Below are 20278 nucleotides of genomic sequence, written 5' to 3' on the forward strand. Positions count from 1 at the left end.
CAACCGGCTCAAGCAGTGGCGCGGCATCGCCATGCGCACCGACAAACTCGCCACCAACTACCAAGCCGCACTCAACGTCGCCGCGATCTTCCTTTGGCTCAAGTCTTGATTCGTAAGACAGGCCCTAGGACGGCACCCGGCTCGCGAGGGCGGCGTCCTCGCCCGCGGGGAGGAGGCACGCGCTGTGGTGCCCCGGCGCGACCGTCGCCAACGGCGGTACGGCCTCGTCGCACGCAGCCATCGCGTGCGGGCAGCGGCCGCGGAACGCGCACCCCCCGGGGCCCGCCGCCGGACGCCGCGCCGGCGTCGGGTCGGGGAGCCCGGGGCCCGACGGAACTCCGGGGTCCGGCTGGGGCCGTGCGTCCAGGAGCATGCGGGTGTAGGGGTGCCGGGGCGACGGGAACACCGTCTCGGCCGCGCCGGACTCGACGATCCGTCCGCGGTACATGACCGCGGTCCTGTCGGCGACGTAGTGCGCCACGTCGAGTTCGTGGGTGACCAGGACGTAGGTGAGTCCGAGCCGTTCCCTGAGGTCGGCGAGGAGCGAGACGACCACGGCCTTGACCCGGTTGTCCAGGCTCGCGGTGGGCTCGTCCAGCACCAGGACCCGGGGCTCGACGGCGAGCGCCCGGGCGATGGTCACGCGTTGGAGTTCTCCGCCGGAGACGTCGGCCGGGCGCCGGTCGGCGTACTCCTCGCGCAGTCCGACGGTGTCGAGGAGTTCCGTGACGCGCGCGCGGCCCTCGGCCCGCCCGGCGACCAGGCGGTGCGCGTGCAGGGGAAGCGCCAGCGACTGGCCGATGGTGCGGCGGCGGTTGAGCGCCGACCACGGATTCTGCGAGACGATCTGCACCGACCGCCGCTGCGCGGGGGTGAGCGGGCCGGACATGGCGACGCCGTCCACCGTGATGCGCCCGGACGTCGGGGTCTCCAGGCCCACCAGCAAGCGGGCGAGGGTGGACTTGCCGCTGCCGGATTCGCCGACCACGGCGAGCGTCTGCCCCGCCGGTACTTCGAGCGAGACGTCGTCGACGGCGCGCAGCGCGGGTGCGGCGCGCCGCCGCAACCGGTCGCTCACCGTCCGCTCCGCCACGAAGTCCTTGGTCACGGAGTCGATGACGATCAGGCTCACCGGACTTCTCCCGGCTCGTCGGCGAACGCCGGGTCCGGGCGGCCCGGGTGGTGGCAGCGCACCAGCGACGTCAGGACCGCGCGCAGTTCCGGCGCCTCGGTGACGCATCGGTCGGAAGCGTGGGGGCAGCGCGCCAGGTAGGCGCATCCCGTGGGCGCGGACGCGACGGGTGCCTTGCCGTGCTGGTCGGGCAGAAGGCGCTCGCCGCGACGCCACCGCTGGGGCGCGGCCCTGAGCAGGACCCGTGTGTAGGGGTGCTGGGGTTCGGCGAACACGGCGTCGACAGACCCGAGTTCGATGATCCGTCCGGCGTGCATGACGCCGACGCGGTCGCACGTCTGAGCGATGACGCCCAGATCATGGCTGACCAGCACCATGCCGATCCCGAGCCGATCGCGCAGCTCCAGGAGCAGCCGCAGCACCTGTGCCTGCACCGTGGTGTCGAGCGTGGTGGTCGGCTCGTCGGCGAGCAGCAGGTCGGGCTCGGCGGCGAGCGCGGAGATGGTGATGAGCACGCGCTGGAGTTGGCCGCCGGACAGCTGGAACGGGTAGCCGTCGAGGCGTTCGGCGACCATGCCGAGCCCGACCTGGCGCAGCAGGTCGGCCAGGCGCGCGTCGTCCACGCCGGGCCCGGCGAGCCGGCGCAGCTGGCGGCCGAGCGGGATCACCGGGCTCAGCGACGTCATCGGTCGTTGCGGCACCAGGGCGATCCGGCGCCCGCGCAGCATCCGCATGGCCTCCGGCGACTGGTCGGAAAGCGCAATGCCGTCGAACTCCAGCCGTGTGGCGTCGACTTGGCAGACGTCCGGGAGCAGTCGCAGGATCGCGTTGAGCACGGTGCTCTTGCCGCTGCCCGACTCGCCGACCAGCCCGAGGATCTCGCCGCGGCGCACCGAGAACGAGACGTCGTGGACGGCGGCGTCGGCGGGCGATGCGGAGCGGTAGCGGACCGACAGTCCGGCCACTTCCAGGAGCGGAGCCTCCACCGGAGTCTCGGCCGGTGCGGCGGCCAGGACTTCGGTGCCGCGGTGGTGGGCCGCCGGGACGGGCGCGCTCACGACAGGATCCGCAGGCTCGCCAGGTCGAGCCTGCTGAGCTTGAGGGCGCCCTGTGAGAGCCCGGTGACCCGTTTGCTCTGCGCGATGACCGTCTTCGGGTAGACGGGCGGGATCATGACGGCGTCACGCACCAGAGTGGTGTTGAGCTGCTTGATCAGGCCGGTGCGTTCGGCAGGGTCGGCGGAGGCCCAGGTGCGCTGTATGAGGCCGTCGACCTCGGGGTTGGTATAGCCGGAGTTCAGGATGTTGGTGGTCTCGGCGGGCGAGAGGGTGAGGAAGTTGGCGTTGCCGCTGCCGAGGCCGCTTTGGTAGTAGCCCATGATGAAGTCGTACTTGCCGGTGATCCACTTCTGGGTCCACGGGCCGCCGTCGAGTACCTCGATGTTCACGTCGATCCCGACCTTCTTCCAGCCCTCGGCGAGGAGTTGGCCGATGCTGCGCATCTCCGCGCGGTTGCTGATGGTGAGCGTGAAGGACGGGTCCTTCACGCCGGACTGCTGGAGCAGGCCGCGCGCGCGGTCCACGTCGGTAACCACGGGGTACGGCGTGAACGCCGGGTCCCAGCCGATCACCGCCGGGCCGACGGGGCCCTGGCCTATCGTGGCGTCGCCCTGGAACACCGTGTCCAGGACGCCCTTGCGGTCCATGCCGTAGGCGACGGCCTGTCGGAACAGCGGGTTGTCGAACGGCGCCTTGCCGATCCGCGGGTAGGCGAGCAGGTCGACGGGCGCGTCGACCTTGTACACCGCCAGGCCGGGGGCCTTCTCCAGGACCCGCACCATCTGTGGCGGCACCTGGGTGGCGATGTGGATCTTGCCTTCCTGGAGGTTGACGGTGCGGGTGGTGCCGTCGGGGATGACGTCGATGGCGATCTGGTCGGGGCCCGGGCGCGGGCCGTGGTAGTCCGGGTTGCGGTCGAGGACGTAGCCGGTGCCGATGGTGACGCGCGTGAGCTTGTACGGGCCGGTGCCCATCACGGCGTCCTTGCGCGTGAGGAAGTCCTTGTGGCTGATCGGCATGTTGCCCAGGTGGGAGCGCAGCAGGCCGTAGCGCTTGACGAGTTGCAGGCGCACCGTGAGGGGGTCGGGGGCGGACGCCTCGGCGAGGTAGCCGAAGAAGTAGATGATCCACTCGCTCGGCGAGCTGGTGTTGTTGGCGTAGTTGAGGCAGGCGACGACGTGCTCGGCGGTGAACGGGTCGCCGTTGTGGAACCGGACGCCGGGCTTGAGGGGGATGGTCCAGGTCAGGCCGTCCGGGGAGACGGTGGGTTCGGCGGCGGCCAGCCGGGGGACCGAGGTGCCGGTGTCGTCGTACGCGTACAGGGACTCGGCGACCGGGTCGGTGACCCACCGGGTCAGCTCACTCGTCGAGTCCAGCGGGTTGAGGTCGTTGGCACCCGCGTACAGGCCGACCCGCAGGGTGCCGCCCAGGCCCGGCTTCCCGCTCGGCACGGCGTCGCCGGTTCCGGCGGGCGAGCAGGCCGCCCCGCCGAAGCCGAGGCCGGCCGCGAGGGAGGCACCGGCGCCCAGCCGTAGCAGGGCGCGGCGTGAAAGTGCCGCGCCACCCGGGTCGTTCGTTGGTGTCACTGCGAACCTCCGCGGTCGATACGGTCGTTGAGGGCGTCTCCGACGAGGTTGAATCCGGTGACCGCGAGCACCAGCACGAGTCCGGGCAGGACCGAGTACCACCAGGCGTCGACGAGGACGTAGTTGCCGCTGTCGGCGAGGATGCCGCCGAGCGTCGGGGTGGGCGGCTGCACGCCGAGGGCCAGGAAGCCGAGCGCCGATTCGGCGAAGATCGCGATGGCGATCCACAGGAACCCCTGGGCGAGGACCGGGGGCAGCACGTTGACCAGGACCTCGCCGAGCACCCTGCGGCGCGGCAGGCCGAGGACGCGCAGGGCCCCCACGTAGTCCTCATGGACCTCCGCGAGCGTCTGCGCGCGGGCGACCCGGGCGAAGTAGGGGAGGAAGGAGATGCCGAGCAGCAGCACCACCTTGGTGCTCATCGAGAGCGTGATGCCGGCGACGCTGCTCGAGCCCGTGCCGGTGAGGCCGATCACGAACATCGCGAACACGAAGACGGGCAGCGCCTGAACGGTCTCCAGGACGCGCATCACCGCGTCGTCCAGCCAGCTCCCGGCCCGGTAGGCGGCGACCATGCCGAGCGGAACCGCCAGCACCAGGCCGAGCAGGACGCTGAAGAAGCCGACCGCGAGCGAGAGCCGGGCGCCCGCGGCGGTCCGGGCCAGCAGGTCGCGGCCCAGGTGGTCGGTGCCCATGAAGTGTCCGGCGGACGGACTCTCCAGCGGCAGACCGGTGGTGGCGCGCGGGTCGGGCGCGAACAGGGGGACGACGAGTGCGAGGACGGTGAACCCGACGAGTAGGGCGATCCCGGCCGCGGTCAGCGGCGCAGGCCTGCCGGTCTTCCTCGCCCAGGAGCGCAGCCGGCTCCGCCAGGCCGGCGTCGCGCCGGAGATCCGGTCGGGTACGGTCACGGACGTCATGCGGCCACCGCCGTTCCGGCGCGCCTGCGGGTCAGACTCGCCCGCAGCCGCGGATCCAGCCGGAACTGGACGAGGTCCGCGACCAGATTGCACAGCAGGAACACCAGCGCGATCGTGAGCGAACACCCGGTCGCCAGCGGGTAGTCCTGGCCCGCGAACGCGCCCACGGTCAGCCGCCCCATGCCCGGGATCCGGAACACCGATTCGACCAGGACGGTCCCGGACACCAGCATCCCCATCATCAGGCCGGCCACCGTCGTCGTCGGCAGCAGTGCGCCGCGGGCGGCGACCCGCCACAGGATCGTGCGTTCCGGCAGCCCCGCCGCACGCGCGTACGCCACGTGGTCGCTGCGCAGCGCGTCCGCGAGCGACGCCCGCATAGTGCGTGCCACGATTCCGCCCGCGCCCAGCCCGAGGACGAACACCGGCAGCACCAGGCAGCGCAGATGCTCGACCGGATCCTCCCCGAACGGCACCCACCCGCTCGACGGGAGCACCCCGGGGATGCGGACGCCGAACACGATCACGCACACCACGCCGAGCCAGAAGCTCGGGATCGACACCACCACCACCGACCCCACCCGGACCAGCCCGTCGAGGAAGCCTCCGGGGCGGGCGGCGGCCAGTGCGCCCAGCAGGATCCCGATCGCCACCCACACCAGCGCCGTCACCAGCGCCAGTTCGAGCGTGACCGCCAGGGGGCCGGTGATCAGCGATGTCACGGTGCGGTTGTTGTAGATGGAGCGGCCGAGGTCGCCGTGGAGCAGGCGGCCCAGGTAGTGGGCGTACTGGACGGGGAGCGGATCGTCGAGTCCCAGGTGCTCGGCGAGCTTGTCGCGGCTTTCCTGGCTGGTGCTGAAGCCCTGCATCTGGAACAGCGGGCTGCCGGGGCTGAACCGCAGCAGGAAGAACACGAGCGTGGTCACCAACCACATCACCAACGCGAGCCCGGCCAAGCGCCGGGCGAGAAAGGCAAGCATGCAAGCACCTCTCAGGCTGTTCCGCCAGACAGTACGCCGTTTCATAGATGCTGCGAAAGTCCCGGCGCGGGAAACCCGTTACTTTCCCGGAGGCGGCCGGTTCGAGGCTTGACAGCGCGGATCGGCGCCCCCAAGACTTCCTGGATATATGGAACAGTGTTCCAACATCCGGAACGTTAGGAATGCCTGCCCTATCGGTGGGATCGGGGCAGCCATCGGAAAGGGGCCGGCATTCATGGCCGATCACGTGTTGGACCTGCGTGGTGCCGAACTGCACCGTGGGCACCGCGACGTCACGGGCGGGTGGCTGCGCCCGGCGGTGTTCGGCGCGATGGACGGGCTGCTCACCAACGCGTCCCTCATCCTCGGCGTCGCCGCGGGCGGCGGCGACAGTGCCGCGGTGGTGCTCACGGGATCGGCCGGCCTGGTCGCCGGGGCGTTCTCGATGGCCGCCGGCGAATACACCTCCGTGGCGTCGCAGGGCGAGCTGATCCGCGCCGAGATCGCCACCGAAAAGGCCGAACTGGCCACGTCGTTCGAAGACGAAGTGCGCGAGCTCGCGGAGGTCTACCGGGGCCGCGGCGTCGACGCCGACCTCGCCGAGCGGGTCGCGCGCCAGCTCTCCGCGCAGCCGGAGATCGCGTGGCGCACCCATGTGCGCGAGGAACTCGGTGTGGACCCGGACGACTTGCCGTCGCCCTACACGGCCGCCGGGGCGTCCTTCGCGGCGTTCGCCCTGGGCGCCCTGGTCCCCCTGCTCCCGCTGTTGCTCGGCCTCAAGTCCGCCTACGTCGGACTCGCCGCCGCAGCGCTCGGCCTTGCGGCCAGCGGGGCGGTGGTGGCCCGGCTGACGGCCCGCCCGATGTGGTTCGGCGCGGCACGGCAGCTGGCGCTCGCGGTGGTCGCGGCCACGGTGACTGTCGGCGTGGGGCACCTGGCCGGGGTGAGCCTCGCCTGACCCCGGCCGTTCCACTGGGTGAAACCGTGGCGCTCGCCCGGATACTATGGCACCTCCGAACCATCAAGGAGGACGAGGTGCCAGGAGCAGCGGTCGAAATCGAGGAGACGACCGGCAAATCCATCGCGGCCGTGGAGCGCGCGCTCGACGTGCTCCTGCTCTTCGGCCGCATCGGGCGGCCGGATCTCGGCGTTACCGAGATCGCCCAGGAGCTGGGCATCACAAAGGGCGCGGTCCACCGCATCCTGACCGCGCTGCGCAGCCGCCGGCTGGTCACCGCCGATCCGGTCACCCGCCGGTACGCGCTCGGCCCCGCGGCCGTCGCGCTGGGCCGGGCGTACCTCGCCCGCACCGACCTGCGCATGGTGGCCGCCCCCGAGCTGCGCAGACTCGCGGACGAGTGCGGGGAGACCGCGACGCTGTCCGTCCGCCGCGGCGACACCCGGCTGTACGTCGACCAGGTCCTGCCCACCAGCGAGCTGCGCATCGAGGTCTCGGTGGGCGCGCCCTACCCGCTGCACGCCGGCGCCTCCTCCAAGGCGATCCTGGCGTTCCTGTCGGACGACGAGATCGACGCGTACCTTGGGCAGGCCCGGCTGGAGGCGCTGACCGCCCGAACGGTGACCAACGCCGCCGCGCTGCGCAAGGAGATCGCCCAGATCCGCAAGCGCGGCTACGCGACCTCCGTATCGGAGCGCCAGGAGGGCGCCGCCGCGGTGGCCGCCCCGGTGCTGGACCACGACGGCTGCGTCATCGCGGTGATCAGCCTGGCCGGACCGCAGTTCCGGTTCCGGCAGCGGCTCGCCGAGTGCGCCCCGGTGGTCGTCGAGGCGGCGGGCCGACTCTCCGCGGAGTTCGGCTACGGCCTCGCGGACGGCGACTGAGACGCCGCGCCGGCGGTAAGTGACACCTTCGGGCCCGGGCGCACGTGGGGGAGAGCCGTGCCCTCCTCGGCTCTCTCCCACGACCACGCCCCGTGAAGGGTTCGTCAGCCGCGTGTGACGAACAGCCCGACCGCCTCGCAAGACGCGAGGTGGCCCATGCGGGCCGAGACGCGCCGGCAGGCGTCGAGCACCACGCCGCGGCATTCGTCGGCGACCCGGGTGAAGCGTTCGGCCGGCCCGCAGACGCTGAACACCGCCACCGGGCGCCCCTGGTGGTCGAAGATCGGCGCCGCCACCGAGCCGGCGCCCGGCTGCCGTTCACCGATCGAACCGGCCCATCCGCGCCCGCGGATGGTCACCAGGTCCTCGGTCAGAGCGCGCAGGCTCGGGGCGACCTCGCCCGCGGCGCGGACCCGGGCAAGGACTTTGCCGTACCTGACGATGCGGGTGAGCGCCTGGGGGTCCTCCGCCTCCGGCATCCACGCCAGCAGGGCCTTCGAGGAAGCGCCGAGGTACAGCGGGATGGGAGCGCCCAGCGTCACCGACATGATGACCTCGCGGTCCGGGGTGACCTGGTCGACGTAGACGCGGGCGTCGCCCACGCGCATGGACAGCGTCGCCGTCTCGCCGGTGGACGCGGACATGCCCGCGAGCTCCGGGGCTGCCACCGTGCGCACGTCCAGTGCGTCGAGATAGGCCAGGCCCAGACGCATGGCCAGCGGGCCGAGGGAGTACCGGTGCGTGTCGGGAGCCCGCTCGACCAGCCCCCGGCTGCGCAACGAGGACAGGATCCGGTGGACGCTGGCCTTGGACATCGCCAGCCGGTCGGCGATCTCGGTGATCCCCAGGTCGCCGCGGCGGGTGTCGCAGAAGCAGGCGAGGATGTCCGCGGCGCGGGTGACGGTGGCGACGCCCTGGGCTGCCGTCCCGGGTTCGCCGGGTTCGGCGCCGCGGCCTCGGGCGCCCGCGTCCTGGCGCGGTTCTCCGCCCATTGCCGGGCGGTCAGGCCTCGGACCGGCGCGCGAGCCCGACGGGCACCGGCGGGTCCGTCACGATGCGGGTGTCCAGAAACTCCCACCAGTCGTCCTGGCTGACCCGCTCGGACTCCCACGAGTCGTCCTTCTTCAGGCCCGCGAGTGCCTTTCGGTAAGCGCCCCACGCGGCCTCGTCCTCGAAGGCGGCCCAGTTCTCCAGGACGTACACCTCGCCGATCACGCTGTAGTACCAGCGCACTTCACGCACCATCGGCAGGTCGCGGTAGAACCAGCGCTCACGTTCCTCCAGCCACGCCCAGAACTCCTTCTGGTTGCGCCGCGACCGTTCCGACATCCTCATGCGGTACACGAGATAGATCACGGGTGGAACTCCCCATCTCCCGGGTGCCATCGCGGACTGCATGCATGCTACGAGTCTGGAACATGGTTCCACAATAAGGAACGCCATGCGCGCATCAGCGGCGAAGCCCGACCCGGTCCATCAGCACGATTCCGTCGTTGAAGAGCTGCACGTTGGTGACCCTGGGGCCGTGTATCGCGCCCGCTACCGCCTCCTGGTAGACCCACACCGGCATGTCCTTGTTGAGTGCGACCTGCACTTCGGTGTACGCGTTGCGGCGTGTGGCGGTGTCCGTGCCGGCTCGTGCGAGGTCGAGTGCCGCGTTGACGTCGGGGTTGTTGTAGAGGCAGCAGTTGGCCGGGCTGCTGCCGTACAGGTAGTCGTGGACGGAGGGCTCGGGGTCGTCCGCCCACAGCTGGCCGAGCCGCACATCGAACGTGTGCTTGATGACTGTCAGCTGGATGAACGTCATCAGGTCGACCACATCCACGCGCACGCTGACCGCGGGGTACTTCGCGAGTTCCGCCGCGACGTACTGGCCGAGCGCGCGAGAGCTGGGCTGCTCGGGGGCGATGAGCGTCGCCGTGAAGGGCTTGGTGCCGTTCCTGGTCACCTTCGCCCACAGCTGGGCGGACCGGACCGGATCGTTCTCCTCGGCGGCGAGCTGGTTGTTGGCCAGGGGAGAGTCGTCGCTGAAGATGCCCCGCGCGGGTGTTCCGGCGCCGTGGAACGCGATGTCGTTGATGGCCGCGCCGCTGAGTGACAGGGCCACCGCCCTGCGCGCGTCGGGATCGGCGAACGGGCCTACGGCCGTGTTGAAGCTGAGCATCTCGCCGCCGGACAGGTGAAGGGCCTCCACGCTGAGGCCCTTGTCCTTGGCGAGCCTCACGCCCAGCGGGTCGACAGTGACCGTCACGTCGGCGTCGGAGTCGGCGATCGAGGAGACGGCGGCCTCGGTCCGAGGCTCGGCCTTGAACACCACCTGATCGAGATACGGGCGACCTGTCTGCCAGTACGCGGGGTTCCTCTTGAGCGTCATGGACCGGTTCTTCACCCAGTCCCCTGGACCCAGCACGAACGGGCCTGCTCCCACCGGCTTTTCGCCGAGAGTGCCGGACGCGATGGCGTTCGGCGCGGCGATGAAGGAGAGGTGCCGGGCCACGGTGCGGTCGAAGTTGGCGTTCGGTGCGGGCAGTCTGACGGACAGCTCGAGGTCGTCGAGGACGGTGATCTTCAGCCCTGCCGCGGCCGCGCGCTGCGGAGAGTGCACCTGCTCCTGGCCGTGTCTCTCCCAGTTCAGCCGGATCGCTTCGGCGTTGAAGGGCTCGCCGTCGCTGAAGCGGATGTTCGGCCGCAGCCTCAGTCGCCACGTCGAGCCGGAATTGTCGGTGGGGATCAGGCTTTCGAGCAACTGCCCTTCCACCGCTCCGGTGGCGGGGTTCGTCCACACCAGCGTGTCGTAGATGGCGGCGAGACGGCTGCCGTCCGACGCGCTGGAGTATCCGCTCACGAACGGGTCGAGGCTGAGCGACTCCCCGCGTAGCAGGAAGGTCACCGAGCCGCCCGCCCTGGGTGTGCCGTCGTCGGTCGGCGGCGTCCTCGACTCGGAAATGCAGCCGCCGGTGAAGAGGAGAGCGGCGGCAAGAGCCAGGCCCTCCAGGCGTCTTGCACGTCGTCGTCGACCTGTTGTCCGGTGTCCCGCGGACGCAAGCTCGCTCACGCTCCTCGCCGGCAGGCGTTGTGCGTTCGTCACGGTCGTCCAGTTCCCTTTCGATGTGGTCGCCGGAGGCGCGCACCGGGAGCCGGGGAGCGCGGGGATGGCCAACGCCGGATCCGGAACGATGTCCCTTGTGCGGGACGGCTGTTCCTGTGGCTTTTCAGGCGCGCTGGTGCGTTGGTTCGGCCGCGCGGCTCGGGCGCGGTTGCGCCGGGGTCTCCGGAGGGCTCCGGACGATACACTCAAGGGTTCCGTTCAGGCTAACTTCATTCCATATAGCGAAACGCTCAAGACGGATTCCGGGATCCCTGAGAGCGAGCAAAGGCGGTATGCCGAGGACTGCCGGGCTGGGGACTTTACGGCCCGTGCGCGTGTGGAGATTTCCGGCCACCGCTGTGGAGTGTGGGGTGAACAGCGGGCGGCGTCGAGGTGGCGGGCGGCTGGTCGGGCTGCCCCGTCCGGATCGCCGCGAAGACCGGCGGCTTCGGGTGGACGGCGTCGAAAAGTCCGGTCCCGCGCGGCGATTGGGGAGGTCGCGGACGTGGTGGGGTTCGAAGCCCGCGGCCTCGGTCAGGGCCGGGTGCGGTGCCGGATGGCGCGGTGGTGAGGCGGCGCGGCGACGCGGCCTGGAATAATCTTTCGATTTTGCCTCCTCTTGATCGATACTGCTCGGCGTGCGGTCGGGGGCCTGCATGCGTTGGTGCGCTTTCCTGGCCTCTGGTGGGCACAACCCGGTGGCTGCCGGGTGTCCGGCAGTGTCATGGGAATTGCTCACCAAGGGGGAATCGGGGCATGTCCGTCCTGGCGTCGACTCGTCGTGTCCGCTTCAAACGGCGGGCCCGCCGTCGGCGGGGTTCCCGCCGCGCGGTCCTGGTCGCGGTCCTGGGCCTGGCGCTACTGGCGCAGGGCGCCGCCCCGCCGGGGCTGGCGGCCGCGGGCGGGACCGGCGGCGGCAGCAGCTCCGGCCCTGCGGTGGGAACTCCCGAGCATCCCGAGGGGACATCGTTCAATCCGAACCAGATCAAGGACATCAAGGCGGGCGACCCCGGCGCCGGCGTGAGCTTGATCGAGGCGCCGTCGGCGACGAACGGCGGCGAAGCGCGGCTGTCGTACCCGCTGGAGGTGCCGAAGGGTCGGGCGGGTCTTGAGCCGAAGCTGTCGCTGACGTACAACTCCATCGCCGCCAACGGCTGGCTGGGCATCGGCTGGGACGTCGGCATCCCGTCGGTCACGGTGGACACCCGGTGGGGCGTGCCTCGGTACAACCCCGCGTCGGAGACCGAAACGTATCTGCTGAACGGCGAGGAGCTGACTCCGGTGGCGAACCGGGGGCCGCTCCAGCCGAGGTCGGCGGAGAAGATCTTCCACACCCGTACCGAGGGCCGGTTCGACCGGATCGTGCGGCACGGTGACAAGCCGGGGAACTACTGGTGGGAGGTCACCGACAAGCAGGGCGCCCGCATGCTGTTCGGCGGCGCGCCGGACACGACGCTGGGCGACGCCGCGGGCAACACCGCGCTGTGGGCCCTGCGGGAGACGCGCGACAGCCACGACAACCTCATGCGGTACAGCTACGCCCGCGTCAACGACGGCGGGACCGCGAACTCGACGGTGCCAGGCACCAACCTCTACCCGCAGCGCATCACGTACACCGGGAAGGGCAACACCGAAGGCCGCTACTCGGTGACCTTCATCCGGGACCGCGAGCGCAACGAGCCGCGCCGCGCGGACGTGCAGATCGACGCCCGGTTCGGGTTCAAGCGCGTGACGGCGGACCTGCTGCGCCGCATCGAGGTCAAGCTCGACGACCAGCTCATCCGCGCGTACGAACTGAACTACCGGAGCGGCGTGTTCGCCAAGACGCTGCTTGCGGGGGTGGCGCAGTTCGGCGATGACAACCGGGTGTTCAACACGCACGTCTTCGACTACTTCGACGACGTCCGCGACCAGGCGGGGAACTACGACGCCTTCGCGCCCGCGGCGGGTTGGTCGGTGCCGGACGACGGCCTCGGGGTGGACATCCGCGAAGGCGAGGCGAGCGCGATCTCGGCGAACACGTCGGCGAGTTTCGGCGCGCACCTGTACGCGGGCTACAACGTCCAGGGGCTGCCGACCAAGGAGGGCTCGGTCGGGCTGAAGGTCGGGTTCAGCGCGGGCCAGTCCGACGGCCTGTCGACGCTGGCCGACGTGAACGGCGACAACCTGCCGGACAAGGTGTTCCGCAAGGGCAGCGACGTGTACTACCGGCCCAACCTGGCCAAGCCCGGCGGCCAGCCGAAGTTCGGCGACACACCGGTGAAGCTCACGAACCTGCCGGGCATCTCGACCGAGCGCACGCTGTCCGGCACCATCGGCATCGAGTCGTACGTCCTCACCACCTCGGCCCAGCTGGACTTCGTGGGCACCACGACCACCTCGGACCGGTTCTTCACCGACGTCAACGGCGACGGCATAACCGACCTGGTCAACAACGGCGGCGTGCTGTTCGGCTACCTGGACGCCAACGGGCAGCCCGCGTACAGCGCGGACTCCGCCCGCACCCCGGCGCCGATCGGGGACGGCGCGGTGACCGGCCAGATCGTCGGCGACCAGACCGCGCAGTTCGAACGGCAGGTGGACAACTCGCCGCTGCTGGACACGGTGCGCCGCTGGATCGCGCCGTTCGACGGCAACGTGCGCGTGGACGGCCGCGTGCAGCTGACCCAGGATCCCTCCCCGGCGCGGGCCGCGTACACCAAGGCCGACGGCGTACGCGTCACCATCCAGCACAAGGACGCCGAACTCTGGGCGCAGCGGATCGGACCCGACGACCACACCGAGTTCACCCCGGGCAATGTGGCGTCGATCGCGGTGAAGAAGGGCGACGCGCTCTACTTCCGCACCCAGTCCATCCTGGACGGCAAGTACGACACCGTGGCGTGGGACCCGCAGATCACGTACACCAACCTGCCGGCCGGCACGGACGCGAACGGCCTGGCGAACACCGTGTTCCGCGCGTCGACCGACTTCACCTACGGCGGCCGGCCGTCCTTGGTGACCGTGCCCGTCACCGGGACGCTGCGGCTGACCGGCGACGTGGTCAAGAACAAGGCGACCTCGGACGACGTCACGATCGTGATCGAGAAGGGCAACGGCGTCCACACCCCCGCCGAGGTGTACCGCAAGGTCCTGCCCGCCGGGTCGACCGGCACCACCGCGATCGACGTGAGCATCCCGGTCACGCAGTTCGAGAAGATGTCGTGGAAAGTCAAGACCGACTCCCCGATCGACGCCTCGGCGATCGGCTGGGTGCCGAAGGCGGCGTACACGGCCGCGCAGGGCGTGGAGTCGGTCGTCGACGCCGCGGGCAACCCGACGCTGGTGATCACCCCGCCGTACGACCAGACCGTGTACCCGGCGAACACCCTGTCCGCGCCGCAGCAGTCCTACAAGGCGACCAAGACCGGCCAGCTGAAGGTGCGGCCGAAGCTGACCTTCAACTTCAGCCTCTTCGGCGACACCCCGATCACGTTCACCGTGAAGAAGAGCGGCGGGCAGCTGCTCGGCAAGCGGACCTTCCTGGCCAAGGACACCTTCTTCGGCGGCCCGAACCTGGACCTGACGGTGCCGGTCACCGCCGGCGACGACCTCTACATCGACTACTCCTCGACGGACACGGGGCTGCTCGGCACACTCGTCGACCAGTCCGCGTCGGTCACCTACGACGTGGCGTCGCCCTTCCCTGCCCTCACCCCGGCGCCCAGCGCCATGTACACCTCGGTCCCGCAGGGCGCCTTCGCCCAGCCCTACCGCGGCTGGGGGGTGATCGGCTACCAGGCCAACCGCGACCGCGCCGCCCAGCCGATCAAGCAGACCGAACTCACGCTGGACCAGAGCTTCAAGGACGCGCTCCCCAAGGAGCCCAAGGAAGCGGACGTCCCGGCGTTCGCCGCCGATCCGCGGCTGACCATGCCACGGCTCGCGGTGTTCGCCCCCGTTCCCGCCAAGGGCGGCTGGGCCGCTCAGGACGAGTCCTCCTGGGCCACCGCCGCGATGGCCACCAGTTCCCGCCTCGGCGCGGACACCATCGACGTGGTCACCGACGCCGACGTGGTGGGCGACCGGGCGGTGATGCGCCGCGGTGTCACCGGCCAGGTGTCGGCCACCCTCGCGGCCGGCCCGTTCGGCGGCACCGTGGCCGGCGGGATCACCGCGGGCTCGGTCGACTACCTCGACCTCAACGGCGACCGCTACCCCGACGTCGTGGGCGCCAAGGAGATCCAGTTCTCCGACATGAACGGCGCGCTCGGCGCCACGCGCGGCACGCTCGGCGGCAACGTCCGCGAGGCGGACAACGTCTCCGGCAACGTGTCGCTCTCCGCCGGCAGCGAGACCGCCACCATCGCCAGCGCGCTGGGCATGGCCGCGCCCGAGGCGGGCACCAGCGCCAACACCGCCAGCACCGGCTCGGTCCAGCCGTCGCTCGGCATCGGCGGCAGCCTCGGCGGCGGCGAGTCCGACGTCCGCGTCGACCTGCTGGACATCAACGGCGACGGGCTGCCGGACAAGGTGTTCGCCAACGGCGACGTGCAGCTGAACCTCGGCTACTCCTTCGCCGCCCGCGAGCCCTGGCCGGCCGGGCCGATCAACGACGCCTCGACCCGCAACGCCGGCGTCAACCTCGGGTTCAACGTCGACCGCTACGGCTTCGCTGGCGGCTTGTCCGCCGAGCTCGGCACCTCGTACACCAACGCGAGCATGATCGACGTCAACGGCGACGGCCTCGTCGACCGGGTGTTCACCGACGGCGCCAACCCGATCAAGGTCGCGGTCAACACCGGCACCGGCTTCACCGCGCCCGTCCCGTTCCGCGGCAGCTTCTCCGACATCGCCGTCGACAAGAACGCCACGCTGGGCGCGGGCGTCTACTTCACCGTCGGCCTGCCCACCCCCGTCGGCATCTTCGTCTTCAACCCCGGCGCCAACGTGTCCACCGGCATCAGCCGTGCCGAGACCGGCCTGCGGGACGTGAACGGCGACGGCGTGGCCGACCACGTCAAATCCACCCGCGACAACGAACTCCTGGTCGCCGTCAACAAGACGGGCCGCACCAACCTGCTGCGCTCGGTCAGCCGCCCGATGGGCGCCCGCATCGACCTGGACTACACCCGGGCGGGCAACACCGCGGACATGCCGGAAAGCCGCTGGGTGCTCTCGCGCGTCTCCGTGTTCGACGGCGTCACGGGCGACGGCGCCGACACCCGGCTGACCACCTACCGCTACGAACAGGGGCGCTACGACCGGCAGGAGCGCGAGTTCCTCGGCTTCGGGCGCGTCGTCACCGAGGACCGCGACCCCGCGGCGGGCGACAAGGTCCTGCGTGCGATGACGAACGAGTACCGCAACGACGGATACGCGAGCCGCGGCCTGCTCACCCGCACGCTCACCACGGACGGCACCGGCCGCCCGTACACCGAGACCCTCAACACCTACCGCCTGCACGACGTCGCGTCCGGAGCCGACGCCGACCCCCGCAACGCGACGGCCACCGTGTTCCCGCAGCTCACCCGCGTCGAGAAGAAGTACTACGAGGGCGCGGCCACCGCGGCCAAGTCCACGTCCACCGAATATGCGTACGACGCCTACGGCAACCTCGCCCGCACGTTCGACGCCGCCGACGAGGGCACCGCGGACGACCTGGAGACGACCTACACCTACAGCGGCGCCGACCCGGCGTGCCGTGACCGCAACATCCTCGGGATCCCGACCCTGCTGCGGCAGACGGCCGCCGCCACGGGCGCCGTCCTGCGGCACCGCGAGGCGAGCGTCGACTGTGCGACCGGCGAGGTGCGCCAGGCGCGCGAGTATCTCGACGACAACACCGCGGCGGTCTCCGACATGGAGTTCCTTCCGGACGGCAACCTCAAGTCGGTGACCGGCCCGCCGAACGCGGCCGGGCAGCGCTACAAGCTGGAGTACGGCTACGACACCGCTGTCGGCGTGCACATCGAGTCGATCACGGACAGCTTCGGATACCGGTCGACCTCGGCGTACAACCTGAAGTACGGCGTGCCCGAGCGCACGACCGACGAGAACGGCCAGTCGCTCCTCATGGCGTACGACAGCTTCGGCCGGCTGGACACGGTGACCGGGCCGTACGAGGCCGGCAGCGGCCAGGCGACGATCGACTTCGAGTACCACCCCGAGGCCCCGGTTCCCTACGCCACGACCAGGCATCTCGACCGGGCCGCGGGCAGCGTGCGCGCCGACACCATCGACACGGTCACCTTCACCGACGGATTGAAGCGCGTCCTGCAGACGAAAAAGGACGCGTCGGTGTCCGCGTCGCCGGGGGCGGCGTCCGCCGACGTGATGACGGTGTCCGGGCGGGTCACGTTCGACACGTTGGGGCGCACCGTCGAGAAGTACTATCCGCTGACCGAACCCAAGGGGGCCGCCAACACCGCGTTCAACGCCGCGTTCGACACGGTCGCGCCGACCCGCGACACGTTCGACGTGCTGGACCGGCAGGTCAAGACCGTGCGGCCGGACGGCGTCACCTCGGAAACCGCGTACGGCTTCGGCCCGGACCGGGCGGGGGTGACGCGGGCGGAGAAGACCTCGACCGACGGCAACGGCAAGAAGGTGCGGACGTACGCCGACGTCCGCGGTCTCACCACGGCCGTACGCCAGACCAACGGGACGGCGGTGATCTGGACCGACTACGCCTACGACCCGGTGAAGCAGGTGACCGCCGTCACCGACGACAAGGGCAACGTGACGCGCACGTCGTACGACGCCGCCGGGCGGCGCACCGTCCTCGACAGCCCCGACGCCGGGCGCACCGAAACCCGCTACGACCTGGCCGGCAACCCCGTCGCGAAGACCACCGCGAACCTGCGGGCGGCGAACACGAGCATCGAGTACGACTACGACTACTCGCGGCTGAAGGCGATCCGCTACCCGACGTTCCCGGGCAACAACGTCACCTACGCGTACGGTGCCCCCGGCGCCGCGGAGAACGGGGCCGCACGGATCACCGAGATCCACGACGCGGCGGGCACGGTCACCCGCGGCTACGGTCCGTTGGGCGAGGTGACGCGCGAGACCCGCACGATCACCGTGGCCGGCGGCGCCCCGCGGACATACACCACCCTGTGGCGCTTCGACGCGTTCAACCGCGTGCTCCAGCTGACCTACCCCGACGGCGAAGTCCTCACCTACGGCTACGACTCCGGCGGCCAGGTCGGCAAGGCCACGGGCAGCAAGAGCGGGACCGACTACACGTATCTGGACCGCCTGGACTACGACAAGTTCGGCCAGAAGATCCTGCAGCAGACCGGCAACGGGGTGCGCACGACGTACACCTACGACGCCGAGGACCGCAGGCTCGCCACGTTGAAGTCGGTGGCGCCGAACTCCGCCACGTTCCAGAACCTCGGCTACACCTACGACAACCTGGGCAACATCACCGCGCTGACCAACGACGTGCCGCAGGGCGGCTCCATCGGCGGACCGAGCAGCCGGACGTTCGGCTACGACGACCTGTCCCAACTGACGTCGTCGTCAGGCCAGTACACCGACAAGAACAACCAGCTCGACAAGTACACGGTGACCCTGGGCTACGACTCGATCAACAACACCACGAGCAAGTCCCAGCGCCACGAAGTCACCGGCGGAACCCCGGCGTTCCCGCCCGGTGGCAGCGGCGGCGGGGCGGCCGGCCCGATCGAGCCGGTCGACGACCCGTCGAACGCCGCAGATGTCCAGGACAGGACCAGCTACGACTACGCCTACACCTATGCGGACGGGAAAGCGCACGCACCCGGCGCCGTCGGCCCGATCACCCAGGCCTACGACGCGAACGGCAACCTCACCGACACGGTCAACACCGCGGCGGGCGGGAAGCGCCGCCAGTACGTGTGGGACGAGGAGAACCGCCTCGTCTGCAACCAGGACACCGCCGCGGCCACCGTCACCCAGAACCCGAGCGGCTGCACCAACGCCACCACGGGCTACATCTACGACGACAAGGGCAACCGCGTCGTCAAGAACGGCGGCGGGCTCGCGCTCTACCCGAACACCAACTACAGCGAACGCGACGGGACCGGCTACAAGCACGTCTTCGTCGGCGACACCCGGCTGGTGACCAAGACCGTCGCCGCTTCCGGTCCCGAGGACACCCAGTCGTACTTCCACACCGACCAGCTCGGCTCGTCCGGATACGTGACCGACAAGCAGGGCGCGGTCACGGAGCACCTGGAGTACTTCCCGTCCGGCGAGACGTGGGTCGAGGAGCGGACCGGGCAGACGGGCACGCCGTACCGGTTCACCGGCAAGGAACTCGACGCCGAAACCGGGCTCTACTACCACGGCGCCCGGTACTACAACCCGAGGACGCAGCTGTGGGCGAGCGCCGACCCGGCCCTGCCCGACTACTTCGGCACCGACCTCGCCGGCGGCATCCGCAACCCGGCCAACCTCGCGGCGTACACCTACACGCACAACAACCCCGTCGTGCTCGTCGACCCCACGGGGAGGTTTCCCCAGGAGCCGGCGCCGTCGGCCTACAACGTGATCCTGGACCACATGGCCAAGGAGATGCGGGACAACTCCCAGTCCACAGTGGTGCAGAGGCTGCACACTCTGAACACGAACGACACGCGGTGGACGAGGCGGCTCAACCCGAACTGGTACGCCGACAAGGCGGCAGCGATGGCGATATGGAAGGAGAAAGTCAAGACCGGTGGTGCCTGGGACCACAAGCCCTGGATTGCGGAGAACAACGGCAACCAGGTCAACAGCTCGTCCCAAATCCCCGGCACCGGCTGGTACCTGCGGGACGACTTCTGGTCCAACGTCCACTACGGCTTCGTGGGTACGGCAGCCGGATTCAGCCCCGAGGTGCTGTTGGGGGCCGCGAGCCTCGTCGACGTGAAAGAGGGCCAGCCGGTCTTTTCGGGTGACCCCACCTCGATCCAGTTCGGTATCCGCCTCTATCAGGCATACGGGGAGGGCCTGACCGCCGCCGACCTCGACCGGGAGATCAGGAGCCACATCGCCGAGCTGGTGAGGGCGACGCTGATCGACTCCAAGCCGAAGAACTGAGTCGAACCGGGGGGCGGCCGGAATCCCCGGCCGCCCCTTCGCCTCTCCGAAATCGTGTGAAATTCATGGCGATTACCCGTCTTTGACGGACGAAACGCTCCGTCGACCCCCTGGCGTCACCTAGCCTGGCGAAGCCGGTGTGGGGCCGGCGACCCGGGGGCTGGGGGATGCTGCCGTGAACGAAAAGCAGCGGGCGTTGCTGCGGGAGATCGCCGGGCTTCTGCGCGAGCTGGTCAAGAATCCCTCGGCGGCCGCGTTTCAGATCATCGAGGAGCGGCTCCGGGGGCTCATCCTCGAACTGCGCGCGAACGACGCGGCCGCGATCGAGTGCGTGGCGCTGGAGTCGGTCCACTGGATCCTCGTCAAGGACGTCGGGGACCGGCTCACGGGGGACGCGCCCTCCGACGACACACTCGATGTCGTGACCGACGTCTGCGCGGAGCAGTGTTCCGTCATGGTCGCGCTGGCCCGCGCGAACTCGGGCACGACCGAGCCTTTGGTGGCCGACGGCGCCCCCTACATGTTGTGTCCGCTCAACATCGTCGTCGAGGGCGCGAACTCCGGGTCGCCGACGACCCGAAGGCACTCGCCCTCTTTCCGTTGGCCATGTCGCTGGTGATG

General features: G+C 70.3%; 12 protein-coding genes and 1 pseudogene. 5 read left to right on the top strand and 8 right to left on the bottom strand.

The annotated features are described in order from the left end of the window. A pseudogene (locus QI554_RS02295) lies at positions 1-109 on the top strand (IS5/IS1182 family transposase); the annotation flags it as partial. 15 nt (positions 110-124) lie between these two features. On the opposite strand, the gene QI554_RS02300 reads toward QI554_RS02295, so the two are convergent. Genes QI554_RS02300 through QI554_RS02320 form a run of 5 tightly spaced genes read right to left on the bottom strand, consistent with a single transcriptional unit; the run spans position 125 to position 5676 of the window. Next, positions 125-1132 carry an oligopeptide/dipeptide ABC transporter ATP-binding protein gene (locus QI554_RS02300; protein ID WP_281465220.1) on the bottom strand — a complete coding sequence of 336 codons (1008 nt, stop codon included), beginning with the start codon at positions 1130-1132 and terminating at the stop codon, positions 125-127. Next, positions 1129-2190 carry an ABC transporter ATP-binding protein gene (locus QI554_RS02305; RefSeq protein WP_281465222.1) on the bottom strand — a complete coding sequence of 354 codons (1062 nt, stop codon included), beginning with the start codon at positions 2188-2190 and terminating at the stop codon, positions 1129-1131. The genes QI554_RS02300 and QI554_RS02305 overlap by 4 nt, the downstream gene beginning before the upstream one ends. Further along, positions 2187-3776, bottom strand: coding sequence for an ABC transporter substrate-binding protein (locus tag QI554_RS02310; RefSeq protein ID WP_281465224.1), 1590 nt, complete (start codon positions 3774-3776; stop codon positions 2187-2189). Before QI554_RS02310 ends, QI554_RS02305 begins: the two co-directional genes overlap by 4 nt. After that, positions 3773-4696 (bottom strand): ABC transporter permease, encoded by a 924-nt coding sequence (locus QI554_RS02315; RefSeq protein WP_281465227.1) that lies wholly within the window; start codon positions 4694-4696, stop codon positions 3773-3775. The genes QI554_RS02310 and QI554_RS02315 overlap by 4 nt, the downstream gene beginning before the upstream one ends. Beyond that, entirely contained in the window at positions 4693-5676 is a 984-nt protein-coding gene (locus QI554_RS02320; protein WP_281465229.1) for an ABC transporter permease, read from the bottom strand. The genes QI554_RS02315 and QI554_RS02320 overlap by 4 nt, the downstream gene beginning before the upstream one ends. Before the next feature lie 235 nt (positions 5677-5911). Between QI554_RS02320 and QI554_RS02325 the strand changes: the two genes are divergently transcribed. Beyond that, positions 5912-6634 carry a VIT1/CCC1 transporter family protein gene (locus tag QI554_RS02325; protein WP_281465231.1) on the top strand — a complete coding sequence of 241 codons (723 nt, stop codon included), beginning with the start codon at positions 5912-5914 and terminating at the stop codon, positions 6632-6634. A 77-nt stretch (positions 6635-6711) separates the two neighbouring features. Continuing rightward, positions 6712-7518, top strand: coding sequence for an IclR family transcriptional regulator (locus tag QI554_RS02330; protein WP_281465233.1), 807 nt, complete (start codon positions 6712-6714; stop codon positions 7516-7518). A 104-nt stretch (positions 7519-7622) separates the two neighbouring features. Here the strand turns inward: QI554_RS02330 and QI554_RS02335 are convergent, their stop codons facing one another. The 3 genes from QI554_RS02335 to QI554_RS02345 form a co-directional block, all read right to left on the bottom strand. Next, complete coding sequence (locus tag QI554_RS02335; protein WP_281465234.1) at positions 7623-8510, bottom strand: IclR family transcriptional regulator; 888 nt, start codon at positions 8508-8510, stop codon at positions 7623-7625. Between the two features lie 10 nt (positions 8511-8520). After that, positions 8521-8874 carry a hypothetical protein gene (locus tag QI554_RS02340; protein ID WP_281465236.1) on the bottom strand — a complete coding sequence of 118 codons (354 nt, stop codon included), beginning with the start codon at positions 8872-8874 and terminating at the stop codon, positions 8521-8523. 94 nt (positions 8875-8968) lie between these two features. Next, entirely contained in the window at positions 8969-10408 is a 1440-nt protein-coding gene (locus tag QI554_RS02345; protein WP_281465238.1) for an ABC transporter substrate-binding protein, read from the bottom strand. A 954-nt stretch (positions 10409-11362) separates the two neighbouring features. Here QI554_RS02345 and QI554_RS02350 point away from each other — a divergent pair. Together QI554_RS02350 and QI554_RS02355 are read left to right on the top strand one after the other, a co-directional pair. Continuing rightward, entirely contained in the window at positions 11363-19657 is an 8295-nt protein-coding gene (locus QI554_RS02350; RefSeq protein WP_281465240.1) for a SpvB/TcaC N-terminal domain-containing protein, read from the top strand. 175 nt (positions 19658-19832) lie between these two features. Continuing rightward, positions 19833-20276 carry a hypothetical protein gene (locus QI554_RS02355; protein WP_281465242.1) on the top strand — a complete coding sequence of 148 codons (444 nt, stop codon included), beginning with the start codon at positions 19833-19835 and terminating at the stop codon, positions 20274-20276. The last annotated feature ends 2 nt before the right edge of the window (positions 20277-20278 follow it).

It is taken from the genome of Yinghuangia seranimata, from assembly GCF_029953285.1.
In the GTDB taxonomy this organism is placed as follows: domain Bacteria; phylum Actinomycetota; class Actinomycetes; order Streptomycetales; family Streptomycetaceae; genus Yinghuangia; species Yinghuangia seranimata.

Bases quoted from the DNA above. Each gene is read 5' to 3' on its own strand.
- QI554_RS02350 (WP_281465240.1), top strand. From the start codon at position 11,363: ATGTCCGTCCTGGCGTCGACTCGTCGTGTCCGCTTCAAACGGCGGGCC.
- QI554_RS02325 (WP_281465231.1), top strand. From the start codon at position 5,912: ATGGCCGATCACGTGTTGGACCTGCGTGGTGCCGAACTGCACCGTGGG.
- QI554_RS02335 (WP_281465234.1), bottom strand. From the start codon at position 8,510: ATGGGCGGAGAACCGCGCCAGGACGCGGGCGCCCGAGGCCGCGGCGCC.
- QI554_RS02320 (WP_281465229.1), bottom strand. From the start codon at position 5,676: ATGCTTGCCTTTCTCGCCCGGCGCTTGGCCGGGCTCGCGTTGGTGATG.
- QI554_RS02315 (WP_281465227.1), bottom strand. From the start codon at position 4,696: ATGACGTCCGTGACCGTACCCGACCGGATCTCCGGCGCGACGCCGGCC.